Genomic DNA, 18,274 nt, shown 5'->3' with positions numbered 1-18,274 from the left:
CTTAACGGCTTCGATGAACCAGAAATCCTCCGTTGCTCAAACCCCAAATCTGTCCGGTAGGCGCTGACGTCAGACAGGCGAACTCCAGATGGACATCATCCAGGTCCAGAATGTCTCCGATGGCTTGGGATGTTGGCGTTTCGGTTTCTGTCGAAGGCAGCTTTGTTGATGCCTCTGTGTCTCGCTGCTTTCGATGAACACTATAAGCCGCAAATCCCAGTATTGCTGCGCCGAGGATGAATGGCAGAAAAGGGAGGCCGGGCACCAGCGCGAACAGAACCATAAGCACCGCGACGGTAGACAATGCTGCCGGGTGGCGGCCAAGTTGAGAAAAGATGGCGTTGTCTGTGGCCCCTTGCGTACCGCCCCGTGCCAGCAGCAGGGCAGAAGCAATAGAAATGATAACTGCAGGGATTTGGGACACCAACCCGTCGCCGACAGTCAGAATCGCATAGGTTTCGAACGCCGAGGCCACGGGCATTCCATGCACGACAACGCCCATGACCAGGCCCATAACGAGGTTTAGCAGTGTAATCAGAAGCCCGGCGACGGCGTCTCCCTTCACGAATTTCGACGCACCGTCGAGAGAGCCAAAGAATGTCGTCTCCTGCTGTTCCAGCTCTCGCCGTTCCTTGGCCTGCTGATGATCGATTGCCCCTGCGGACATGTCGCTGTCGATCGCAAGTTGTTTGCCCGGCATTCCGTCAAGGGCAAAGCGTGCGCCTACTTCGGCCATGCGGGCAGCGCCTTTGGTGATGACCATGAAATTCACGATCAGCAGAACGCCAAACACCACCAGGCCAAGAAAAATGCTGCCGCCCATGACGAAACTGGCAAAACCTTCGATCACGTCTCCTGCCGCATTCGGGCCGGTGTGCCCCTGCCCGATAATCAGTTTCGTCGACGATACATTCAACGACAGGCGCAACATCAGAGACGCCAACAGAATCGTCGGGAAAGACGAAAAATCCAGTGGGCGCTCAATGAACAATGTCAGGGTAAAGATCAGGATCGCCAGCGCAAAGGAGGTAGCCAGTCCCACGTCCAGAACCCAGGCTGGCATGGGCAGGATCATCATGACGATCACCGTCATCAGCGCAATCGCCAGCAGGACAGTTGGTGAAAACAGGGACCGGATGTCGATCTTGGGCACGCGAAACTCCTAATTGAAGGCGATAAACGCGGTTGCGGTGCCTGCGGTTGGCACCAGAGACCCCAGCGCCCCGGTGTGGGGCGTAGCGGTCTGCATCGGGATCAAGGGGAGACCGGCCCCGGTGAACGGATCGCGGGGCGTGGCCGCAACCCGGGTTTGGGACGTGCCTTCGAGCTGTGCCAGCACCGTTTGAAATCGCCCTTTGTAAGCTTCGGCAAGGGATGTCGTGCGGGAATGATATGCCCCCGCGGCCGCGGGCCACGATCCAAGCTCGGCATGCAGGTCATTCAGGAACCGGGCGGCGTAGGTTGCGTTCTCATCGGGATCGAACATCGCGTCTATCGAACGGAAGGCTTTCCCGTGCCAGCGATAATTGATCTGAAAACAGCCCACATCAAAGCTACGCTTGCCTGTTTTGAAGATTTTGAACACGTAGGCCTTGGCTTCGACCTCGGACTTGAACCAGTACCCCTGACCGTTGACATTGATCGTCCAGGGCCAGGGCTGCAATCGGTCGTCCAGTGCGCGCCCGGTTTCAACGCGCGAGATGGCGCGCAGCACGTCCAAGGGCACGCCTTCGGACAGAGCGGCGCGGCGCGCGGCCTGATCGCACAGGTCACCGGCTTTGGCATCTGGCATGGCAAATCCTGCCTGCGCCAAAAGCACATGCAACAACATGAGAACAAGCGGGATCTTTTGATTTGGCATTTTGCCGGTCCGGGATTCTGATCTATCCCGGCCAAGCTAGCCAACGATCGGTTTACAGAGAGTTATCGCCGTTTCAGTTTCGGTCGATCCTGCGCCCGAACACGACACTGGTATTGGTGCGCAGGACACCGGGAATCTTCGCCAGGTCGTCGACCAGAATGTCCAGATCTTCCAGCCTGGGCGCCTCTGCCGACAGCATAAGGTCGAATTCTCCGTTGATCGAAAGGCATAGTTTGACCTCCGGGTAGGCCTCGAGCCGCCTGATGATCCGGGTGGTTTCCTTCTGCTGTACCTCGAGCATGACGATGACCTGCACTTTCGGTGTGTCTTCCGTGGACCCGAGACGCACGGAATACCCTTCGATCAGGCCGCGCTGTTCCATCCGGTTGATTCGCTCGTGCACGGTTGTCCGGGCGACACCCAGCGTGGTCGCAATCTGCGTGGTCGAGGCGCGTGCATTGGCCTGCAAGGCGGCGATGATGCGACGGTCAAGCTGGTCCATTGGGGCTCCGGTTCGTGGTCATTCCGGGTTTAGATCAGATAGAAGCCCTTGCTCAAGGTTCGCGTGGGATGCGCGGGTGCAGATCGTCGATGATGATTGGATGCGCGTGTGGGCCTGACCCGGCCAGATGCGGGTGATCAGGCGGCAGGTCGGGGTGATCGTGGGTGATCGGCTCTTGATCGAGGCGCGGCCAAAGGCTGATTGCACCGACGACGCCCGCCACAGACAGCGTCGCCATGCTGCTGAGTGTCACGGTCGGACCAAACACGGTCATCAGCCACCCCGCCAGCGGGTAAAGAACCAGCCAGCAACCATGCGACAGGGTAAACTGCGCGGCGAAGACGGCAGGGCGATCCTCGGGATGGGCCGACCGGGTCAAAAGGCGGCCCGAAGGTGTAAGTGTGGTGGAGTATCCAAAACCGGTAAGTGCCCACAACACGGTCAGCAGACCGAGCGACATGGGAACAGTTGCGGCCAGCATCGCGGCGACGGCCATGGAGCCTGTGGCAAAAACGGCGCCTGCGACCATAACCCGACGGTCCTCGATCCGATCCAGAAGGCGGGGCAAGGTAAAGGCCGCCAGCATTGATCCGCCTCCGAACCCGGCCAGGGCAATGGCCACGGCGCTTTCCGAGAGGCCCAGATTGGCGCGCACGATGACCACGGTATTGACGATCACCATCGAACTCAGCGCGGCCGCGCTCCAGCTGAGAGCAAGCAGCCCGCGCAACCGGGGTGTTTTCAGATAGATACGAATGCCACGTGTGGTGCGGTCATAGATGCCGCGGGGTTTGCTTGGCTTGGGTGACGGGAGCACAACCGAGACAACCAGCATTGCCGATGCAACAAAACCCAGCGCAGTGCCCCAGAACAGGCTGTTGAAGCTGACCAACAGAAGCAATGCTGCGGCGAACACCGGGCTCAGCAGGCTTTCCATATCGTAAGCCAGACGCGACAGCGACAATGCACGGGTGTATTCTGCTTCGTCCGGCAGCACATCCGGAATCGTTGCCTGAAAGGCGGGTGTGAAGCCTGCCGAGGCCGATTGCAGCACGAAGATCAGCACATAGATCTGCCAGATTTCGGTTACGAACGGCAGGCATACTGCAACAGCTGCGCGGATCAGGTCCAGCACGACCAGCATCTTGCGCCGATCCAGACGCTCGGCAAATGCAGCAGCGAGAGGGGCAACGGTCACGTAAGCCACCATCTTGATCGTCAGTGCCGTGCCAAGGACAAGGCCCGCAGCATTCCCGGCCAGATCAAAGGCGAGCAACCCAAGGGCGACCGTGGCCAGCCCGGTTCCGGTCAGGGCGACGATCTGGGCCGCGAAAAGGTGGCGGTAGGTGCGGTTTCTCAGAATACTCAGCATGGCTCAGAGGTACTTTGTGATCGCTTTGAAATCTTCGATCCCGCTACCATCGTCGTCAGAGGACAGGCAGTGTTCGATATGATCATGAATCAAAACGCGTTTGGCATTGGTGACGGCCTTTTCAACAGCAAACAGCTGTTGTGCGACGTCCGAACAGGGAGCCTGCCCCTCTAGCATGGCAATGACCTTGGCCAGGTGCCCATGGGCCCGCTTCAGCCGGGCCGTGATCTGTGGATGTGACTGGTGGGCGTGATTTGACATGGCTTATCCATATCCCCCCGATGGGGATAAGGTCAAGGATTTGGCATTGAATGGCCCGCGACTTTTGGACGGCGTTGAGTTTGGGGACCAAACCGCCTATCTCGGAGGCGATATCGCACAAAGGAATAGTCGCGTGGCGAACCATTTGTACAAAAACGATCTGCCGGATGGGCTGGATCTGGGCCCGGTTGTGGCCATTGACTGTGAAACCATGGGGCTGAACCCGCATCGCGACCGCCTGTGCGTGATCCAGATGTCAGGTGGTGACGGAAACAGCCATATCATCCAGGTGGACAAGGGCCAGACCGAGGCCCCGAACCTGAGTGCCATGCTGGAAAACCCCGATGTCCTGAAGCTGTTCCATTTCGGGCGGTTCGACATCGCCGCGATGTATCACACCTTTGGCGCCTTGGCCGCACCGGTTTACTGCACCAAGATCGCCAGCCGGCTGGTGCGCACGTACACCGACCGGCACGGGTTGAAGAACCTGTGTCAGGAACTGATTGGCGTGGATATATCGAAACAACAGCAGATGAGCGATTGGGGCGCTGAAATCCTGACGGATGCGCAGCTGGACTATGCGGCCTCGGACGTTCTTTATCTGCACCGCCTGCGGGACGAGTTGAACAAGCGGCTGGCGCGCGAGGGCCGGACCGAGATGGCGCAGGCCTGTTTTGATTTCCTGCCGATGCGTGCGAAGCTGGACCTCGCCGGTTGGCCCGAAACGGATATCTTTGCACACTCATGACCGACACCGAAGCATTTCTGAAAACCGCCCGCCAGGTCGTCACCGATGAAGCCCGTGCGCTGGACGTTCTGGCCGACAGCCTTGACGAACATTTTGCCGAGGCCGTGCATCTGATCCTGAAAGCCACTGGGCGCATCATCATCAGTGGTATCGGAAAATCGGGCCATATCGGCCACAAGATTGCCGCCACTCTGGCCAGTACCGGAACGCCTGCCTATTTCGTGCACCCGGCCGAGGCCAGCCATGGCGATCTGGGGATGGTTTCCAAAGACGATGTGGTGCTGGCGATATCGAATTCCGGCGAAGCGCCTGAGCTGGCCAACCTGCTGGCCTTTACGCGCCGCTTTGGCATTCCGCTGATCGGGCTTTCCAGCAAGCCAGAAAGCACGTTGATGAAACAGGCGGATGTGCATTTGCTGATCCCATCAATGGGTGAGGCCTGCGGTTTTGGCATGGTACCTTCGATCTCTACGACGCTGACTCTTGCCATGGGCGATGCGCTGGCCATTGCGCTGATGAAGTATCGCGATTTCCGCCCCGAGGATTTCCGTGCCTTCCACCCCGGCGGCAAGTTGGGAGCGCGGCTGAGCACCGTGGGTGACCTGATGCATACCGGCAACGCCCTGCCTCTGGTCGCAGCGAACACCCCGATGAGCGATGCGCTGATCGAAATCAGCCAAAAGGGTTTCGGCGTGGCCGGTGTAACGGATGCGCAGGGGCAGTTGTCGGGTATCATTACTGACGGTGACTTGCGCCGGCACATGGACGGTCTTCTGGATAAAACGACCGAGCAGGTCATGACGGCCAGTCCGACCACCATAATACCGGGCGCATTGGCCGAAGAGGCGGTGGCGATCATGAATGATCGCAAAATCACATCTCTTTTCGTGGTTGACGAGGCTTCATCAGGTCAGCCCCTGGGCCTTCTGCATATCCACGACTGCCTGCGCGTCGGTCTGGGCTGAGGGAGACTGAAGTGGACAGGTATTCCCGCATGGTACAGTTCCTGAAGGTTCTGTTGCCGCTTGCGGCCATTCTGATGCTGTCCACCGTGTTCTTACTGTCCCGCAGCATCGAAACCAACGTGTCGGTGCCATTTGCTGAGAAAGACATTGACGAGCGGCTGGCGCAGCAGGTGGTCACTCAGCCGAAATATCGCGGGACAACCCGCAAAGGCGAAGATGTTCAGATCGAGGCCACCCAAGCAAAGCAGGGCAGCGAAGACGAAACCCCGACCGCATCCGAGTTTCGGGGACGTCTGGGGCTTCTCAGTGGCGGAACGATATTTCTGGACTCCAATTCAGGTTTGATCCGCCCAGATGAGGGCACGGCAACTTTCGTTGGCGATGTGGTAATTACAACCGCCGACGGTCTTAAAGTCACAACGGATCTGCTCAACACGTCGCTGGACGAAATCCGGGGCGACACTCCGGGGCGGGTAAATGGAACCGGGCCGATCGGCAACTTTTCCGCCGGACGCATGACCTTCGGGGCTGAAAAAAAGGGCGGACCGGTCCATATTGTTTTTACAGACGGTGTGAAGCTGGTATACGAGCCTGAAAAAGCAGAAAGATAACCTGTGTTCGATTTTCGATTTGTTCCTTTGTGCCTGGCTCTGGTTGCAGGTGCCGCTCCCGCAACTGCGCAAGAGGCGCAGGTGGCTTTTGGTTCTGCTAATGCCGACCCGAGCCTTCCGGTCGAGGTGACATCCGAAACATTGAACGTCAATCAGGAGGACGGGTCTGCCGAATTCCTCGGAAATGTCATCGTAGTTCAGGGCGAAATGCGGCTTACTGCCGAACGGGTTCTGGTGATTTATAACGAGGAACGCTCGGCCATTGAACGGATGGAAGCCACCGAGAATGTTGTTCTGGTCAGCCCGCCGGATGCTGCGGAGGGCGATTGGGCAGAATACACAATCGATTCCGGTGTGATCGTCATGAAGGGTAATGTCCTGCTGACGCAAGGCCCCAGCATCATCAGCGGCGACCAGATGAACGCCAATCTTACGACGGGCACAGCCACAATGACCGGACGCGTCAAAACGATCCTTCAACAGGGAAACAATTGATGGCGCGACCCAACCTGTCAGTGGCCGAAGGCAGTTCCGGGCTGCGAATTGAGAAGCTGCGGAAATCTTACCGGAAAAAAACGGTGATCCGCGACGTCTCGATGACGCTGAACCGGTCCGAAGTCGTTGCCCTGTTGGGACCCAACGGGTCGGGTAAAACCACAACATTTTATTCCGTGGCCGGGCTCGTTTTCCCTGAGGCCGGTAAAGTCACGATAGATGGCCAGAACGTTACGACTTTGCCGATGTACCGGCGCGCGCGGATGGGCATTGGTTATTTGCCGCAGGAGATGTCGATCTTTCGCGGCATGAGCGTCGAGGACAATATCGCTGCGGTACTGGACATCACTGTCCCTCATGCACACAGGCGGAAAGAACGGCTGGAAGAGCTGTTGTCGGATTTCTCGATTGAACACCTGCGCCGCGCGCCAGCCCTTGCCCTTTCCGGCGGTGAGCGTCGCCGCGTTGAGATTGCGCGGTGTTTGGCCGCAGACCCGAAATACCTTCTGCTGGATGAACCGTTTGCAGGCGTTGATCCGATCAGTGTCGGCGATATCCGGCATCTGGTTGCCGACCTGAAAAAACGAGGAATCGGTGTTCTGATCACCGACCATAACGTGCGGGAAACGCTGGAAATTGTCGACCGCGCCTACATTCTGCATGACGGGCAGGTTCTGATGTCCGGCACACCGGATGAAGTCGTCGAGAACGAAAATGTACGCCGGGTCTATCTGGGCGAAAACTTCCGTATTTCATAGGCTTGTGTTGGCCTGCGCCGGATGCATGACGGAAATCGCGTATATACACACCTGTTTTGATTGACTCTTCCGTCGTCTCTTGCCTCAATTGTCCCATGGCATTTACCCGGTTCCAGTCTGGAGATCGATGTCCCTTCGTTGAAGGGCTGGTTTTAAGGCAACCGCGGAAAGTGTCTCGACCCCCCACCCGATAAAAACAAGTTCGTCGCGTAACGTGACGTCAGAATGGGTGTGAATTGTGAAGGAGATCACATGCGTTACCAAATCAGCGGAAAACAGATCGACATCGGTGCGGCGCTGCAGACACACGTGCAGACCGAACTGGGCGAGGTTGTGGGCAAATATGCCCAGCGGCCTACGGATGCCAATGTCGTCTTTTCCCGTTCAGCGCATGAATATGTATGCGAAACAACAGTGCACCTGTCTACCGGGCTGACCGCCCAGGCCAAGGCGCACGCAACCGATATATATGCGGCTTTCGAGGCATGCTGCGACAAAATGGAAACACAACTGCGGCGCTACAAGCGTCGTTTGAAGGACCACCACAAGGATCGGTCCGAACCGGTTGAACTCTTTGGGGCGTCCTCTTATATCCTCGCCTCTGACGAATCGGACACGGCCGATGAACCCGAATCGCTGCAGCCCATGATTGTGGCTGAGATGGAAACAAAAATCCCATCTTTGAGCGTTGGTGAAGCCGTGATGCAAATGGAACTTGCCGGTGCCCCGGTGCTGGTGTTCAGAAATGAGAACAAGGATGGATTGAATGTCGTGTATCGTCGCGAAGACGGTAACATCGGCTGGATTGATCCTTGACAGGCAGGAATACGGCGCCGCACCCGCCGAGGCGGGTGCTGTGCCATGGAGCGTTATCATGGAGCTTTCGAGCATACTGAAGCCCGAAGCAGTACGTGTGTTGTCCGCCGCTTCCAGCAAGAAGCGGTTGTTTCAGGAAATCGGCGATGTCGCGGCCGCTAATCTGGGCCTCGATTCTCAGGCAGTCGTCGACTGTCTGCTTGAGCGGGAAAGCCTGGGCCCAACCGGCGTGGGGCATGGCGTGGCGCTTCCGCACGCGCGTTTGCCCGAGCTTGATTCGGTTTCGGGCGTATTCGTCATGCTGGAAAAGCCCATCGACTTCGGATCGGTGGATCGTCAACCCGTAGACATTGCCTTTGCACTGTTTGCACCGGAAGAGGCCGGGGTCGATCACCTCAAAGCGCTGGCCCTTGTGTCGCGCACGCTGAGGGACACGTCGGTGTGCACCAAGCTTCGGGCGAACCCTGATCCGGTCAAACTCTATGCGATCCTGACCGAAGCACAATCTATGCAAGCGGCATAAACTGCAAAAAAAAGACCCCCGAAAATCGGGGGCCAATTCATTGAATCCATATTCAGCATCAGCCGCCAGTACCCATTTCCAGCGTCCACCAGATTTTGCCGCCGTTTTCCTGATGCCAGGCGAACCCCATCTGAGTGGCCTTGGGGTCCATGATGACTGCACGCGGCCCGGGCTCCTGCATCCACGCGGCAAGGGTTTCCGTTTCGGTTTCATAGGTCTCGGAAATGGCTTCACCGAGGAACGTGCCGAAATAGCCGACCCGTGCAGCCCGATCAATCGGAGAGGACCCGTCCGACCCGAAGTGCCAGGGCCGGTTCTGCCGGGCCATGTCCTTGGAATGAGTCGCCGCAGCCGCGTTCAGCTGCGCGTTCAGCTGGACAGGCTGCAAACCTTGGGCCTGTCGCAGGGCATTGACCGAATCAACCATACGAAACTGCAGTTTTTCCGGGTTGCCGCGAATTTTATAAACCGTTGGCAGCGGGCGGCCGTCCGCACCAATGGTTGTGGTGCCGGTGTCTGTACATGCCGCTAGCGCGACAAAGCAAGTCAAGAGTAAAGAAACGATGCGCGTCATGATCGACCTGATTATTGTGTCAATACAGGGCATAGCGCGCCTGACAGTTCTGAGCAAACGCGCAATAGCCTAAACTTGCGTGATTCTGCCGGTTTGATTTGCGACTGAAGCATTCTGGCAATAGAATGTCATAGATTTCAGACCTCATCTAAACACAGGACCCGTTGTCATGGTCAAAAAGCGCATTCACTCGTCCACACGCAGAGGTTTTCTGGCAGGGGCTACCGCGACGCTGGCAACCCCGGCACTGGCGCAATACATCCCCGGTGATCCGCTGCGTCCCGCACCCGAGCCCGAGGCATCCGTGCGCCGGAACGTATCGGGTTTTCGGGCGCTGGATTGGCAGCCGTACTTTTCGAACACCAGAAACGGAGCCATTCTGGTCGATACGGTGTCGCGCGCGCTGCATTATTGGTCAGATGATCAATCCGTATACAAACTCTACCCGTCATCGGTTCCGCTGACCGAGGAAATGACCCGCCGCGGTCGCACCAGCGTTATTCGCAAGGTAGAAGGCCCCAGCTGGTCTCCGACGCCATCGATGAAAAAGCGAAACCCGGAATGGCCTGACCATATCCCTCCGGGTCCTGATAACCCGCTGGGAACACACGCTTTGTACCTGGGCTGGAAATACTACCGTATTCACGGAACGCACGATACGCGCAAAATCGGGCGACGGTCGTCGAATGGCTGTATTGGTCTGTTCAACGAAGACATTGCTGAGCTGTTCTCGATGACGAAGGTCGGCACGCAAGTGTTGCTAATTTGACGACATTTTCGTGTGGGAACCTGCTTACCGGTCAAGTTGCAATTGCATTCCAGCGCCAATGCTGATTAGAAAAAACCACGAGGTAAGTCTTAGATGTGCGGTTCCGGGCATTGGAACTGCGCAAATTCTGGAGGTTAATATGAAGAAACTCGTTCTCGCTGCTGCACTGACTGCTGCTGCTTCGACCGCTTATGCAGGTAACCTGGAAGAGCCGGTTGTTGAAGCACCTGTTGTTGTAGAAGAAACTCAGGGTTCGTCGCAGGGCATCCTGCTGCCGCTGATCCTGCTGGTCGTTGTTGCTGCTGCTGTTGCTGCAAGCTAATTCGACGCGGAATTCACGAAGAAGGCGGTGGAGCAATCCACCGCCTTTTTTGTTTTCCCAAGGCTGTGCCGGTCAGTCCAGCCAGCCGCGCAAATTGTCTTCGATCACCGTGCCCAATGCAGCTATGTGCGCCGGGTCGTCGTTTAGGCATGGAATATAGGTGAAGGTTTCGCCGCCCGCTTCTTCGAAGCTTTCCTTGATCTCTTCGTTGATTTCTTCCAGCGTTTCGATGCAGTCGGCCGAGAATGCCGGTGCGATGACCGCTAAGTTCTTTTTGCCCTGCTTGGCCAAATCCGCCACATGATCCACTGTATAGGGTTTCAGCCATTCCTCGGGGCCGAATCGCGACTGGAACGTTGAAACCAGTTGATCGTCTGACCATCCCAGCCGTTCCTTCAGCAGCCGTGTCGTCTTGGCGCACTGGCAATGATAGGGGTCACCCTGTTGCAGATACCGTTCCGGCATCCCGTGATACGAGCAGACCAGAATATCGGGTTTTGTCTCCGCCGCTGCATAAGCACGTTCAACTGATTGCGCCAAGGCGTCGATATAGGCGGGTTGGTCGAAATAGGCGGGTACGGTTCGCGAGGCGGGCTGCCAGGCCTCATCCATCAGTGCACGAAAGAACTGGTCATTGGCGGTGGCCGTGGTTGCGCCCGCGTATTGTGGGTAAAGCGGGAAGAACAGAATACGGTCACAGCCCGCGGCAACCATCTCGCGCACTTTGGACTTTGTTGACGGGTTGCCGTAGCGCATGCAGAAATCGACCATCACCTGATCGCCATAACGATTCTGCATCGCGTCGCGCAGCTTGGCAGTCTGGTCCTTGGTGATCGTCATCAGCGGGCTTTCGCCTTTTTCGTGATTCCAGATCGATTTATAGGCTTCACCCGAACTGAACGGCCGTTTGCTGAGGATGATCCCCTGAAGAATCGGTTGCCATTTCCACTTCGGATAGTCGATGACCCGCTGATCCGACAGGAACTCGTTCAGATAGCGGCGCATGGGCCAGTAGGTGTAATCATCCGGCGTTCCCAGATTGGCCAGCAAAATGCCAACGCGGCCCATCTTGACCTTCGGGTGGTCGGCAGGGGCATGAGCGGGGCGAGTGGCATCAAACATGTGGGCATTCCTGAGTTAACGTGTTCCGACCTGAGATAAAGGGATTTGGTTGCGCGTCAATCCGGCAGTTTGCCCTCTTCCGTGCGCAAGACATCTGCAAGACGCATTTGGGCTGACCCCGGGCGCAGCGGCTTTGGTTGGCTGTCATCGGGGGACCAACCGATCAGGCAAATCAGTTCGAACGTAGCGGCAAGGCGGCCTGTTCCCGTCGAAAAGTGATCCGAATAGATGCGTTGCGCGGCTTCAAACACTCTGCGTTGGGTCGGGCATTTCAACCGAGTCGTCAAAGCGTTGGTCTCGCCCATGTCCCGCAGATCGTGCATCAGGTGCCGGACATCGCGGTATTCCGCCGTCAGCGGTACGGCATCGGCCACTGGCAATGCCAGACCGGCCCGTTGCAGCAATCCACCGAGATCGCGCAGCTCGGCCATAGGGGCGACGCGGGGGCTGAGCCCGCCCGTGACCTCGATTTCGGCCTGACCCAGCGCGGCGCGCAATTCGTGAAGGGTCTCTCCCCCAAGGCATACGACAAGCACCGGCCCGTCTGGCTTCAAAGCCCTTTTGCATTGGATCAGCTGGCCGACCGGATCATTGGCGCAGTGCAGCGCCATCGCATGAATCGCCAGGTCATGAGCACCGGGTTGCAGTGCCAGCACATCGTCATCCGCGACAATGGCGGCATCAGGAAAAACGTCCGCCCAAAGCTGTGGGAAAGGGGTTACAACCGCAGGAGCCGTAAAGGTTTTGTTAACCATGGAGAGCCGATCCTGCACCTCATCAATGGCGGCGCGATGCAAGAACAAGGCGTCGTCCTTCGCGCGGGCGCGATGATTCAGAATGGCGTTGCGGTCGAAAAGAGAGGGTGCGGTGGACTCGGAAAGTTTCATAGGTCGCAAGTATCGCATTGCGCAGCGGATTCAAACTGCCCTTGCATTGATCTATCCGCCGCGTTGCATGGGCTGTGGAGAGTTGACCGAATCCGATTTTGGCCTGTGTGGGGCGTGTTGGCGGGATACGCCGTTCATCGGTGGTACGATTTGTGAAAGCTGTGGTGTGCCCGTGATCGGGAGCGCGGACAGGTTTCGGACGGAGTGCGACGATTGCCTGAAAGCCCCACCGCCTTGGAAAGCGGGCCGCGCTGCGTTGCTGTATGATGGGAAGGCGCGGTCACTTGTCTTGGCTTTGAAACACGGCGACAGGACCGAGTTGGCGCGTCCGGCTGCACGTTGGCTGGCACAGGCCGGACGCGAGCTGTTGCGGCCGGAGATGGTGATTGCTCCGGTGCCGTTGCATTGGTCGCGCCTGCTGAAACGGCGTTACAACCAGTCTGCACTGTTGGCACGAAACCTGGGGCGTGAAACCGGGTTGGAGTGCGTACCGGATCTGCTGGTGCGCAAACGTCGGACCCCGGTGCTGGACGGGAAGACTGCGCAGGAGAGGGGCGAAGCCCTGGAGGGCGCAATTGGCGTCCACCCAAGGCGCGCACTGCATTTGAAGGGGCGCGATATCCTGTTGGTGGATGACGTGATGACATCCGGCGCGACGCTGGCGGCGTGCACGCGTGCGTGTCAGGTCGCAGGGGCAAATCATATTTTCGTGTTGGCACTGGCGCGCGTTGCCAAGGATGCCTAATTCGCCCAAGATTGCACGAAACCCTAGGGGAACGGAAAATGAAGTCGGTAGAAATCTATACCTCGCCGCTCTGTGGCTATTGCCATGCAGCCAAACGCCTGCTGAAGCAGAAAGGCGTTGAGTTCAAGGAGGTTGACGTTCTGATGCACCCCAAGCGCAAACCTGAGATGATCCAGCGTGCCGGTGGTAAACGCACCGTGCCTCAGATTTTTATCGGGATACAGCATGTAGGCGGCTGCGACGACCTTTATGAACTGGAGCGGCAAGGCAAGCTTGACCGTTTGCTTGCGGCCTGATGAAGACCGCGCTGCTGCAAATCACCTCGTCGGATGATCCGGTCGAAAATCTGGACATGGTGCGCGCCATGGCGGCCGACGCGGCAGGGCAGGGTGCGCGCTTTATCCTGACGCCAGAGGTCACGAATTGCGTGTCAAACAGTACGACGCGGCAAAACGAGGTTCTTCAACACGAAGAAGACGACATCACCTTGGTCGGCCTGCGGGATCAGGCCGCCCAACTGGGCGTTTGGGTGTTGATCGGATCACTGGGCATCAAAACTCATGACGCCGACGGGCGTTTTGCCAACCGCTCTTTCATGATCGATCCGCAAGGTCAGATCGTGGCGCGTTACGACAAGATCCATATGTTCGACGTGCAGGTCACGGAAACCGAGACGTTCCGCGAATCAAAGAACTACCGCCCCGGCAAAAAGGCGGTCATAGCCGAAACCGACTTTGGCAAGGTGGGTCTGACCATCTGTTACGACATCCGGTTTGCATACCTGCACGCGGATTTGGCACAGGCAGGCGCACGGGTTTTGACTGTGCCGGCGGCGTTTTCACCGGTAACGGGCGCCGCACATTGGGAATCGCTATTGCGGGCACGGGCGATAGAGACGGGCTGTTGGGTCTTGGCTCCGGCACAAACGGGGGAACACCCGACGACGCGTGGAAAGACACGTTTTACCCATGGGCACAGCATGGTTGTGGACCCTTGGGGAAAGGTGCTGATCGACGCAGGGACAGATCCAGGCATTCACATTTTCGATTTGGATGATAGTTCTGTGACTGAGGCGCGCCGTCGCGTGCCGTCGTTGACACACACCCGGTCTTTCACTGGACCCTGACAGAACTGAACAATGACAGAAGACACCAATGCCCTTGCGGTCACGCTGTTCAGCGAGATCCTGACCGCAGACCAGTTGTTGCGTAACCGGCTCAGCCGGGTGCTGCCCAAGGGTATGGAAATTTCGCATTTCTCGGTGCTGAATCATCTGGTTTTTGTCGGCGACGAGCGTAGCCCCGCGCAACTGGCCAGCACATTCCACGTGACCCGAGGCGCGATGACCAACACCTTGGCCAAGTTGGAATGGGCCGGATACATTCACATCCGCCCCGACTGGGACGATGCCCGACGCAAGATGGTCGCGATCAGCCCCGCCGGTCGCCGCGCGCGGGATCAGGCGATTTCGTCAATCGCGCCGCTGATCAACCGCGTGGTCGGAGAGCTGGGGCTGGAGCGGGTCCGCAGCGCCCTGCCAGTGCTGCGGGATTTGCGGTTGCAGTTGGAGGGGGAGTAGGGATCAGCGAACCGTTGTCCCAAGGTGGATCCAGGACTGGTGTGGTCGGGCGCTGGCAGGCTTGATGCTCATGCAATGTGCCGCGGACTAAACGGCCACTTCATTCTAAGAGCATTCTATCCAGAAGCTGCCGTAAATCACGGGGATCCAAAGCTGGAAAATCACCCAACCAAATTCCGGCCGAAGCCGCCGGCGCGAAAAGAAGACAAGATTCAATTCCTTCTTTGCCCTCATATTGCCCACCATGAACAAGCCATACCAAATACTCTCCTTTTTCTTCTTCATTCGTGGAGAATATTCTCCCTACATTGCATCCTTCGTCAGAGAGTTCGTGTTTGGAAAATGGTTCTGTCGTCTCCTCCGTCAGTTCTATTTCGACTGGTTTCACAAACTTGCCATCCGAAACTATCTCGGGGTCAATAAAGACGAAAAAATACAACGCCCTTACCAGATCATAGCTGTTCGAGTTCGAACCCAAGTAACGATCTGCTATTTCCTGAGTCGCCTCAGAAACCTTAGGATCGCTTACATAGCCATACAGCGGAACGCCTTCATGTTCGTACACGAACACGCCCGCATTCTCTTCTGCTGCGGCTAGTGTGTTATCGAACAAGGTAGCAGCGGAAATTGCCGCACCAAAAAATACCGCGCGCCACGGCGCGTAACTTAAAGATCGAATCAAAAAACCTACCTCACCCTGGCTTCACACTGGCCGTCACGTAGTTCACGCTCAGATCGCGGTCCGAGATGGACCAGTTCCGCAGGATCGGGTTGAACACGAATCCCTTGCGGTCCACCGGGTCCAGCCCGGCCTGACGCAGTAGGTCGAGCAGTTCATCCGGGGTGATGAACTTGTTCCACTCATGCGTGCCGCGCGGCAGCCAGCGCATGACAACCTCGGCCCCGAAAATTGCCATCGCATAGGATTTCGGGTTGCGGTTGATGGTAGAACAAATCTCCAAACCGCCGGGCTTAAGCAACTGTTGTGTCGCGGTCAGATAGGACAGAGGATCAGCCACGTGTTCGACCACTTCCATGTTCAGTACCACATCGAATTGCTCGCCCGCAGCGGCCATGTCCTCGGCCGTGGTGTGGCGGTAATCGATCTCCAGCCCCGATTGCTCGGCATGGATGCGGGCCACGGGCAGGTTGCCCTCGGCGGCGTCGGCGCCCACCACCGTAGCACCGAGTCGCGCCATGGGTTCGCTCAGCAGCCCGCCGCCGCAGCCGATATCCAGCAGGCGCAGGCCTTCGAACGGCGTCGGCGACTTTAGGTCGCGATTGAATTCACCAGCGATCTGCTGCGTGATATAATCCAGCCGGCACGGATTAAGCATGTGCAATGGTTTGAATTTCCCGTGCGGGTCCCACCATTCAGCCGCCATCGCCTCGAATTTTGCGATCTCGGACGGGTCCACCGTGTTCGGATGCGCTTGCATTCCTGTCTCCGTGTGCTCTTTTACGCTTAAGGACTATATAGGGCCATAATGGACAAGTACCCGGACCAAAAGCGCGCAGTTCAATATCTGTACCCGCCGATCGATCCTTTCGATCAGCGGATGGTCGATATGGGCGATGGGCACCGTATTTATGTGGAACAATGCGGCAATCCTGATGGCATACCCGTCGTGATCCTGCACGGGGGTCCGGGGGGTGGCTGCAGCCCAGCCATGCGGCGGTATTTTGATCCGCAGGCGTACAGGGTGATTCTGTTCGATCAGCGCGGATGTGGAAGATCGCGCCCCACAGCCTCGGTCGAAGACAATACAACGTGGCATCTGGTGGCCGATATAGAGCGGCTGCGCAAACTGTTCGAGATCGAAGAATGGATTGTATTTGGTGGCAGCTGGGGTGCGACTCTGGCGCTGATCTATGCCCAGACTCATCCCGACCGGGTCAGCCGGTTGGTCTTACGCGGCGTATTTCTGGCGACTCAGGCCGAGCTTGACTGGTTCTATGGCGGCGGCGCCGGGCGGTTCTGGCCCGAGCAATGGCAGAAGTTCACCTCACTGCTGCCAGAAGTCGAGCTTGAGGACACCATTGCCGCCTATAACAAACGTCTGTTTTCGGGAGACCGTGCGACAGAAGTCCTGTACGCGCGGGCCTGGTCGCATTGGGAGAATGCGCTGGCTTCGATCCACACCAACGGGTCAGTTGGAGAAAGTCCCGGCGAATACGCGCGCACCTTTGCGCGGCTCGAGAATCACTATTTCACCAACAAGGCGTTTCTGGAAACGGATGGGCAGATTCTGGATCAGATGGATCGAATTGCGCACATTCCCGGCCACATCGTGCAAGGGCGCTATGACATGATCTGCCCGCCCCAGGCCGCGTGGTCGCTGGCCGAACGCTGGCCGAATGCCGAGCTGAAGATGGTTCGTCAGGCGGGGCACGCATTGTCAGAACCGGGCATCAGTGCAGAGCTGGTACGGATCATGGATCGTGTGGCGGAGGGTATCGCATGACCCGGATTGACCGCCGCGCTCTCTTTGCCTCTGGTGCCGCGGCTGCATTGCTGGCAGCGACAGGTGCATCCCTTGCGGATACGCCCAAAAAAGGTGGTACATTGCGTCTGGCCGTTCCGCGCGATGACAGCCTTGAACGCGTCGCGCGTGGCGCCGTGTTCGATACGCTGACCGAGATCGCCCCGGATGGTACATTGCGTGGTGAGCTTGCGACAGGCTGGCAAACCGACGCCGACGCACGGGTCTGGAGCTTTGATCTGCGTGATGACGCGGTCTTCCATGATGGCGAGCCTTTGCATGTTGTCGACGTCTTGGCCGTTTTGGCTGAAGTCGGAAGAACCGAAGCACTTGCCTCCAACCGCCTGCGGCTTGAGCTTGCCGAGGCAAACCCGGGGCTGCCTTTCATGCTGGCAGACAGCCACTTTGTTGTTACGCGCGCCGGTGAAACCGTAACACCGTTGCGCACTGCCAACGGCACCGGCTGCTATCGTGTCGAACGGGCTGAGGATGGTCGCCATTTCCTGGGGCGTCGTGTGGAGGGGCATTACAAAGATGGTGAGGCCGGATGGGCTGACGCGGTTGAGGTCATAGTGATTCCGGACTCTGCTGTACGGGCCGAGGCGCTGCGGGACGGGTATGTCGATATTGCCGCGCTCCCGGATCAGGCAGGAATTCGAGGCAAGCGCGGTGTCCGGTTCCACCCGTCCGAGGCTGACATGGCCCTTGCCGTATCAGGTGCTGTCGGGATGCCGCGGCAGATTGCCGGGAACGCCGTACTGGACGATGGCCGTATCGCCGAACGGTGGTGGATGATGTAAATCCGATCGCAATTCCCGCTGGGGGTTGCAGACTCGGACCATCCTGCGTATATGCAGTTTCAACAGCGGCGCGTTGGACTT

Annotated in this window: 24 protein-coding genes and 1 pseudogene; 15 read left to right on the top strand and 10 right to left on the bottom strand. The window is 57.9% G+C overall.

The features are described 5' to 3' along the window. Positions 1–76 precede the first annotated feature (76 nt). From AC2FLP_RS20225 to AC2FLP_RS20205, 5 genes and pseudogenes are all read right to left on the bottom strand, one after another. Positions 77–1,153 (bottom strand): annotated as a pseudogene (locus AC2FLP_RS20225) (FHIPEP family type III secretion protein); the annotation flags it as partial. 9 nt (positions 1,154–1,162) lie between these two features. Next, a complete protein-coding gene (locus tag AC2FLP_RS20220; protein ID WP_299900144.1) occupies positions 1,163–1,861 on the bottom strand; it encodes a transglycosylase SLT domain-containing protein in 699 nt (232 codons plus the stop codon). 73 nt (positions 1,862–1,934) lie between these two features. After that, on the bottom strand, positions 1,935–2,363 hold the full coding sequence (locus AC2FLP_RS20215) for an Lrp/AsnC family transcriptional regulator (protein WP_496675185.1): 429 nt from the start codon (positions 2,361–2,363) through the stop codon (positions 1,935–1,937). Positions 2,364–2,415: 52 nt separating this feature from the next. Beyond that, entirely contained in the window at positions 2,416–3,735 is a 1,320-nt protein-coding gene (locus tag AC2FLP_RS20210; RefSeq protein WP_299900137.1) for an MFS transporter, read from the bottom strand. 3 nt (positions 3,736–3,738) lie between these two features. Further along, a complete protein-coding gene (locus tag AC2FLP_RS20205) occupies positions 3,739–3,996 on the bottom strand; it encodes a metal-sensing transcriptional repressor (protein WP_117870976.1) in 258 nt (85 codons plus the stop codon). Positions 3,997–4,129: 133 nt separating this feature from the next. On the opposite strand from AC2FLP_RS20205, the gene AC2FLP_RS20200 reads away from it, so the two are divergent. The 7 genes from AC2FLP_RS20200 to ptsN all read left to right on the top strand — a co-directional run bounded on the left by AC2FLP_RS20200 (position 4,130) and on the right by ptsN (position 8,912). After that, the gene (locus tag AC2FLP_RS20200) at positions 4,130–4,744 is read left to right on the top strand and encodes a ribonuclease D (RefSeq protein ID WP_299637139.1); all 615 of its coding nucleotides are present in this window, start codon (positions 4,130–4,132) and stop codon (positions 4,742–4,744) included. Beyond that, positions 4,741–5,709: a KpsF/GutQ family sugar-phosphate isomerase gene (locus AC2FLP_RS20195; protein ID WP_117870974.1), complete on the top strand. Its 969-nt coding sequence runs from the start codon at positions 4,741–4,743 to the stop codon at positions 5,707–5,709. The genes AC2FLP_RS20200 and AC2FLP_RS20195 overlap by 4 nt, the downstream gene beginning before the upstream one ends. Before the next feature lie 11 nt (positions 5,710–5,720). Next, entirely contained in the window at positions 5,721–6,320 is a 600-nt protein-coding gene (lptC, locus tag AC2FLP_RS20190) for an LPS export ABC transporter periplasmic protein LptC (protein WP_117870972.1), read from the top strand. Between the two features lie 3 nt (positions 6,321–6,323). Then, a complete protein-coding gene (locus AC2FLP_RS20185; protein ID WP_371415282.1) occupies positions 6,324–6,815 on the top strand; it encodes an LptA/OstA family protein in 492 nt (163 codons plus the stop codon). After that, positions 6,815–7,573, top strand: a complete 759-nt coding sequence (gene lptB / locus AC2FLP_RS20180; RefSeq protein ID WP_496685903.1) for an LPS export ABC transporter ATP-binding protein — start codon at positions 6,815–6,817, stop codon at positions 7,571–7,573. The genes AC2FLP_RS20185 and lptB overlap by 1 nt, the downstream gene beginning before the upstream one ends. Before the next feature lie 252 nt (positions 7,574–7,825). Then, positions 7,826–8,389, top strand: a complete 564-nt coding sequence (hpf, locus tag AC2FLP_RS20175) for a ribosome hibernation-promoting factor, HPF/YfiA family (RefSeq protein ID WP_496685905.1) — start codon at positions 7,826–7,828, stop codon at positions 8,387–8,389. Between the two features lie 58 nt (positions 8,390–8,447). Further along, positions 8,448–8,912, top strand: a complete 465-nt coding sequence (ptsN, locus tag AC2FLP_RS20170; RefSeq protein WP_117872900.1) for a PTS IIA-like nitrogen regulatory protein PtsN — start codon at positions 8,448–8,450, stop codon at positions 8,910–8,912. Between the two features lie 58 nt (positions 8,913–8,970). On the opposite strand, the gene dalA is transcribed toward ptsN, so the two are convergent. Beyond that, positions 8,971–9,486, bottom strand: a complete 516-nt coding sequence (dalA, locus tag AC2FLP_RS20165; RefSeq protein WP_117872899.1) for a divisome-associated lipoprotein DalA — start codon at positions 9,484–9,486, stop codon at positions 8,971–8,973. 169 nt (positions 9,487–9,655) lie between these two features. Between dalA and AC2FLP_RS20160 the strand changes: the two genes are divergently transcribed. Together AC2FLP_RS20160 and AC2FLP_RS20155 are read left to right on the top strand one after the other, a co-directional pair. Continuing rightward, entirely contained in the window at positions 9,656–10,255 is a 600-nt protein-coding gene (locus tag AC2FLP_RS20160) for a L,D-transpeptidase (protein ID WP_496685907.1), read from the top strand. A gap of 139 nt (positions 10,256–10,394) precedes the next feature. Further along, a complete protein-coding gene (locus AC2FLP_RS20155; protein WP_117870963.1) occupies positions 10,395–10,577 on the top strand; it encodes a hypothetical protein in 183 nt (60 codons plus the stop codon). Positions 10,578–10,649: 72 nt separating this feature from the next. Here the strand turns inward: AC2FLP_RS20155 and hemH are convergent, their stop codons facing one another. Further along, positions 10,650–11,699, bottom strand: coding sequence for a ferrochelatase (hemH, locus tag AC2FLP_RS20150; RefSeq protein WP_496685909.1), 1,050 nt, complete (start codon positions 11,697–11,699; stop codon positions 10,650–10,652). 56 nt (positions 11,700–11,755) lie between these two features. Next, positions 11,756–12,586 (bottom strand): methyltransferase domain-containing protein, encoded by an 831-nt coding sequence (locus AC2FLP_RS20145; protein WP_299900119.1) that lies wholly within the window; start codon positions 12,584–12,586, stop codon positions 11,756–11,758. Here AC2FLP_RS20145 and AC2FLP_RS20140 point away from each other — a divergent pair. From AC2FLP_RS20140 to AC2FLP_RS20125, 4 genes are read left to right on the top strand one after another with little or no spacing between them, the layout of a single operon-like run. Continuing rightward, positions 12,567–13,331 (top strand): double zinc ribbon domain-containing protein, encoded by a 765-nt coding sequence (locus tag AC2FLP_RS20140; protein WP_496685911.1) that lies wholly within the window; start codon positions 12,567–12,569, stop codon positions 13,329–13,331. The two genes, AC2FLP_RS20145 and AC2FLP_RS20140, sit on opposite strands and share 20 nt — an antisense overlap. Positions 13,332–13,369: 38 nt before the next feature. Beyond that, the gene (grxC, locus tag AC2FLP_RS20135; RefSeq protein WP_117870955.1) at positions 13,370–13,627 is read left to right on the top strand and encodes a glutaredoxin 3; all 258 of its coding nucleotides are present in this window, start codon (positions 13,370–13,372) and stop codon (positions 13,625–13,627) included. Then, complete coding sequence (locus AC2FLP_RS20130; protein WP_299900113.1) at positions 13,627–14,457, top strand: carbon-nitrogen hydrolase family protein; 831 nt, start codon at positions 13,627–13,629, stop codon at positions 14,455–14,457. Before grxC ends, AC2FLP_RS20130 begins: the two co-directional genes overlap by 1 nt. 12 nt (positions 14,458–14,469) lie before the next feature. Next, positions 14,470–14,910, top strand: coding sequence for a MarR family winged helix-turn-helix transcriptional regulator (locus tag AC2FLP_RS20125; protein ID WP_117870951.1), 441 nt, complete (start codon positions 14,470–14,472; stop codon positions 14,908–14,910). A gap of 100 nt (positions 14,911–15,010) precedes the next feature. Here AC2FLP_RS20125 and AC2FLP_RS20120 read toward each other — a convergent pair whose 3' ends face one another. Both AC2FLP_RS20120 and ubiG read right to left on the bottom strand, forming a co-directional pair. Further along, the gene (locus AC2FLP_RS20120) at positions 15,011–15,592 is read right to left on the bottom strand and encodes a hypothetical protein (RefSeq protein ID WP_496685915.1); all 582 of its coding nucleotides are present in this window, start codon (positions 15,590–15,592) and stop codon (positions 15,011–15,013) included. Positions 15,593–15,602: 10 nt separating this feature from the next. Continuing rightward, positions 15,603–16,349: a bifunctional 2-polyprenyl-6-hydroxyphenol methylase/3-demethylubiquinol 3-O-methyltransferase UbiG gene (ubiG, locus tag AC2FLP_RS20115; protein WP_496685917.1), complete on the bottom strand. Its 747-nt coding sequence runs from the start codon at positions 16,347–16,349 to the stop codon at positions 15,603–15,605. 48 nt (positions 16,350–16,397) lie between these two features. On the opposite strand from ubiG, the gene pip reads away from it, so the two are divergent. Continuing rightward, positions 16,398–17,375, top strand: a complete 978-nt coding sequence (gene pip / locus AC2FLP_RS20110; protein WP_299900103.1) for a prolyl aminopeptidase — start codon at positions 16,398–16,400, stop codon at positions 17,373–17,375. Continuing rightward, positions 17,372–18,193 carry an ABC transporter substrate-binding protein gene (locus tag AC2FLP_RS20105; RefSeq protein ID WP_117870943.1) on the top strand — a complete coding sequence of 274 codons (822 nt, stop codon included), beginning with the start codon at positions 17,372–17,374 and terminating at the stop codon, positions 18,191–18,193. The genes pip and AC2FLP_RS20105 overlap by 4 nt, the downstream gene beginning before the upstream one ends. Positions 18,194–18,274: the final 81 nt, after the last annotated feature.

The organism is Ruegeria sp. CDSA141, assembly GCF_059612005.1.
Note: the sequence above shows the minus strand (reverse complement) of the source record. Positions and strands in the feature narration are given on the sequence as shown.

What these genes read in the sequence shown, in the direction of transcription:
- AC2FLP_RS20220 (WP_299900144.1), bottom strand. Translation starts at nt 1,861, where the DNA reads ATGCCAAATCAAAAGATCCCGCTTGTTCTCATGTTGTTGCATGTGCTT.
- AC2FLP_RS20215 (WP_496675185.1), bottom strand. Translation starts at nt 2,363, where the DNA reads ATGGACCAGCTTGACCGTCGCATCATCGCCGCCTTGCAGGCCAATGCA.
- AC2FLP_RS20210 (WP_299900137.1), bottom strand. Translation starts at nt 3,735, where the DNA reads ATGCTGAGTATTCTGAGAAACCGCACCTACCGCCACCTTTTCGCGGCC.
- AC2FLP_RS20205 (WP_117870976.1), bottom strand. Translation starts at nt 3,996, where the DNA reads ATGTCAAATCACGCCCACCAGTCACATCCACAGATCACGGCCCGGCTG.
- AC2FLP_RS20195 (WP_117870974.1), top strand. Translation starts at nt 4,741, where the DNA reads ATGACCGACACCGAAGCATTTCTGAAAACCGCCCGCCAGGTCGTCACC.
- lptB (WP_496685903.1), top strand. Translation starts at nt 6,815, where the DNA reads ATGGCGCGACCCAACCTGTCAGTGGCCGAAGGCAGTTCCGGGCTGCGA.
- hpf (WP_496685905.1), top strand. Translation starts at nt 7,826, where the DNA reads ATGCGTTACCAAATCAGCGGAAAACAGATCGACATCGGTGCGGCGCTG.
- ptsN (WP_117872900.1), top strand. Translation starts at nt 8,448, where the DNA reads ATGGAGCTTTCGAGCATACTGAAGCCCGAAGCAGTACGTGTGTTGTCC.
- dalA (WP_117872899.1), bottom strand. Translation starts at nt 9,486, where the DNA reads ATGACGCGCATCGTTTCTTTACTCTTGACTTGCTTTGTCGCGCTAGCG.
- AC2FLP_RS20160 (WP_496685907.1), top strand. Translation starts at nt 9,656, where the DNA reads ATGGTCAAAAAGCGCATTCACTCGTCCACACGCAGAGGTTTTCTGGCA.
- AC2FLP_RS20155 (WP_117870963.1), top strand. Translation starts at nt 10,395, where the DNA reads ATGAAGAAACTCGTTCTCGCTGCTGCACTGACTGCTGCTGCTTCGACC.
- hemH (WP_496685909.1), bottom strand. Translation starts at nt 11,699, where the DNA reads ATGTTTGATGCCACTCGCCCCGCTCATGCCCCTGCCGACCACCCGAAG.
- AC2FLP_RS20145 (WP_299900119.1), bottom strand. Translation starts at nt 12,586, where the DNA reads ATGAAACTTTCCGAGTCCACCGCACCCTCTCTTTTCGACCGCAACGCC.
- grxC (WP_117870955.1), top strand. Translation starts at nt 13,370, where the DNA reads ATGAAGTCGGTAGAAATCTATACCTCGCCGCTCTGTGGCTATTGCCAT.
- AC2FLP_RS20130 (WP_299900113.1), top strand. Translation starts at nt 13,627, where the DNA reads ATGAAGACCGCGCTGCTGCAAATCACCTCGTCGGATGATCCGGTCGAA.
- AC2FLP_RS20125 (WP_117870951.1), top strand. Translation starts at nt 14,470, where the DNA reads ATGACAGAAGACACCAATGCCCTTGCGGTCACGCTGTTCAGCGAGATC.
- ubiG (WP_496685917.1), bottom strand. Translation starts at nt 16,349, where the DNA reads ATGCAAGCGCATCCGAACACGGTGGACCCGTCCGAGATCGCAAAATTC.
- pip (WP_299900103.1), top strand. Translation starts at nt 16,398, where the DNA reads ATGGACAAGTACCCGGACCAAAAGCGCGCAGTTCAATATCTGTACCCG.
- AC2FLP_RS20105 (WP_117870943.1), top strand. Translation starts at nt 17,372, where the DNA reads ATGACCCGGATTGACCGCCGCGCTCTCTTTGCCTCTGGTGCCGCGGCT.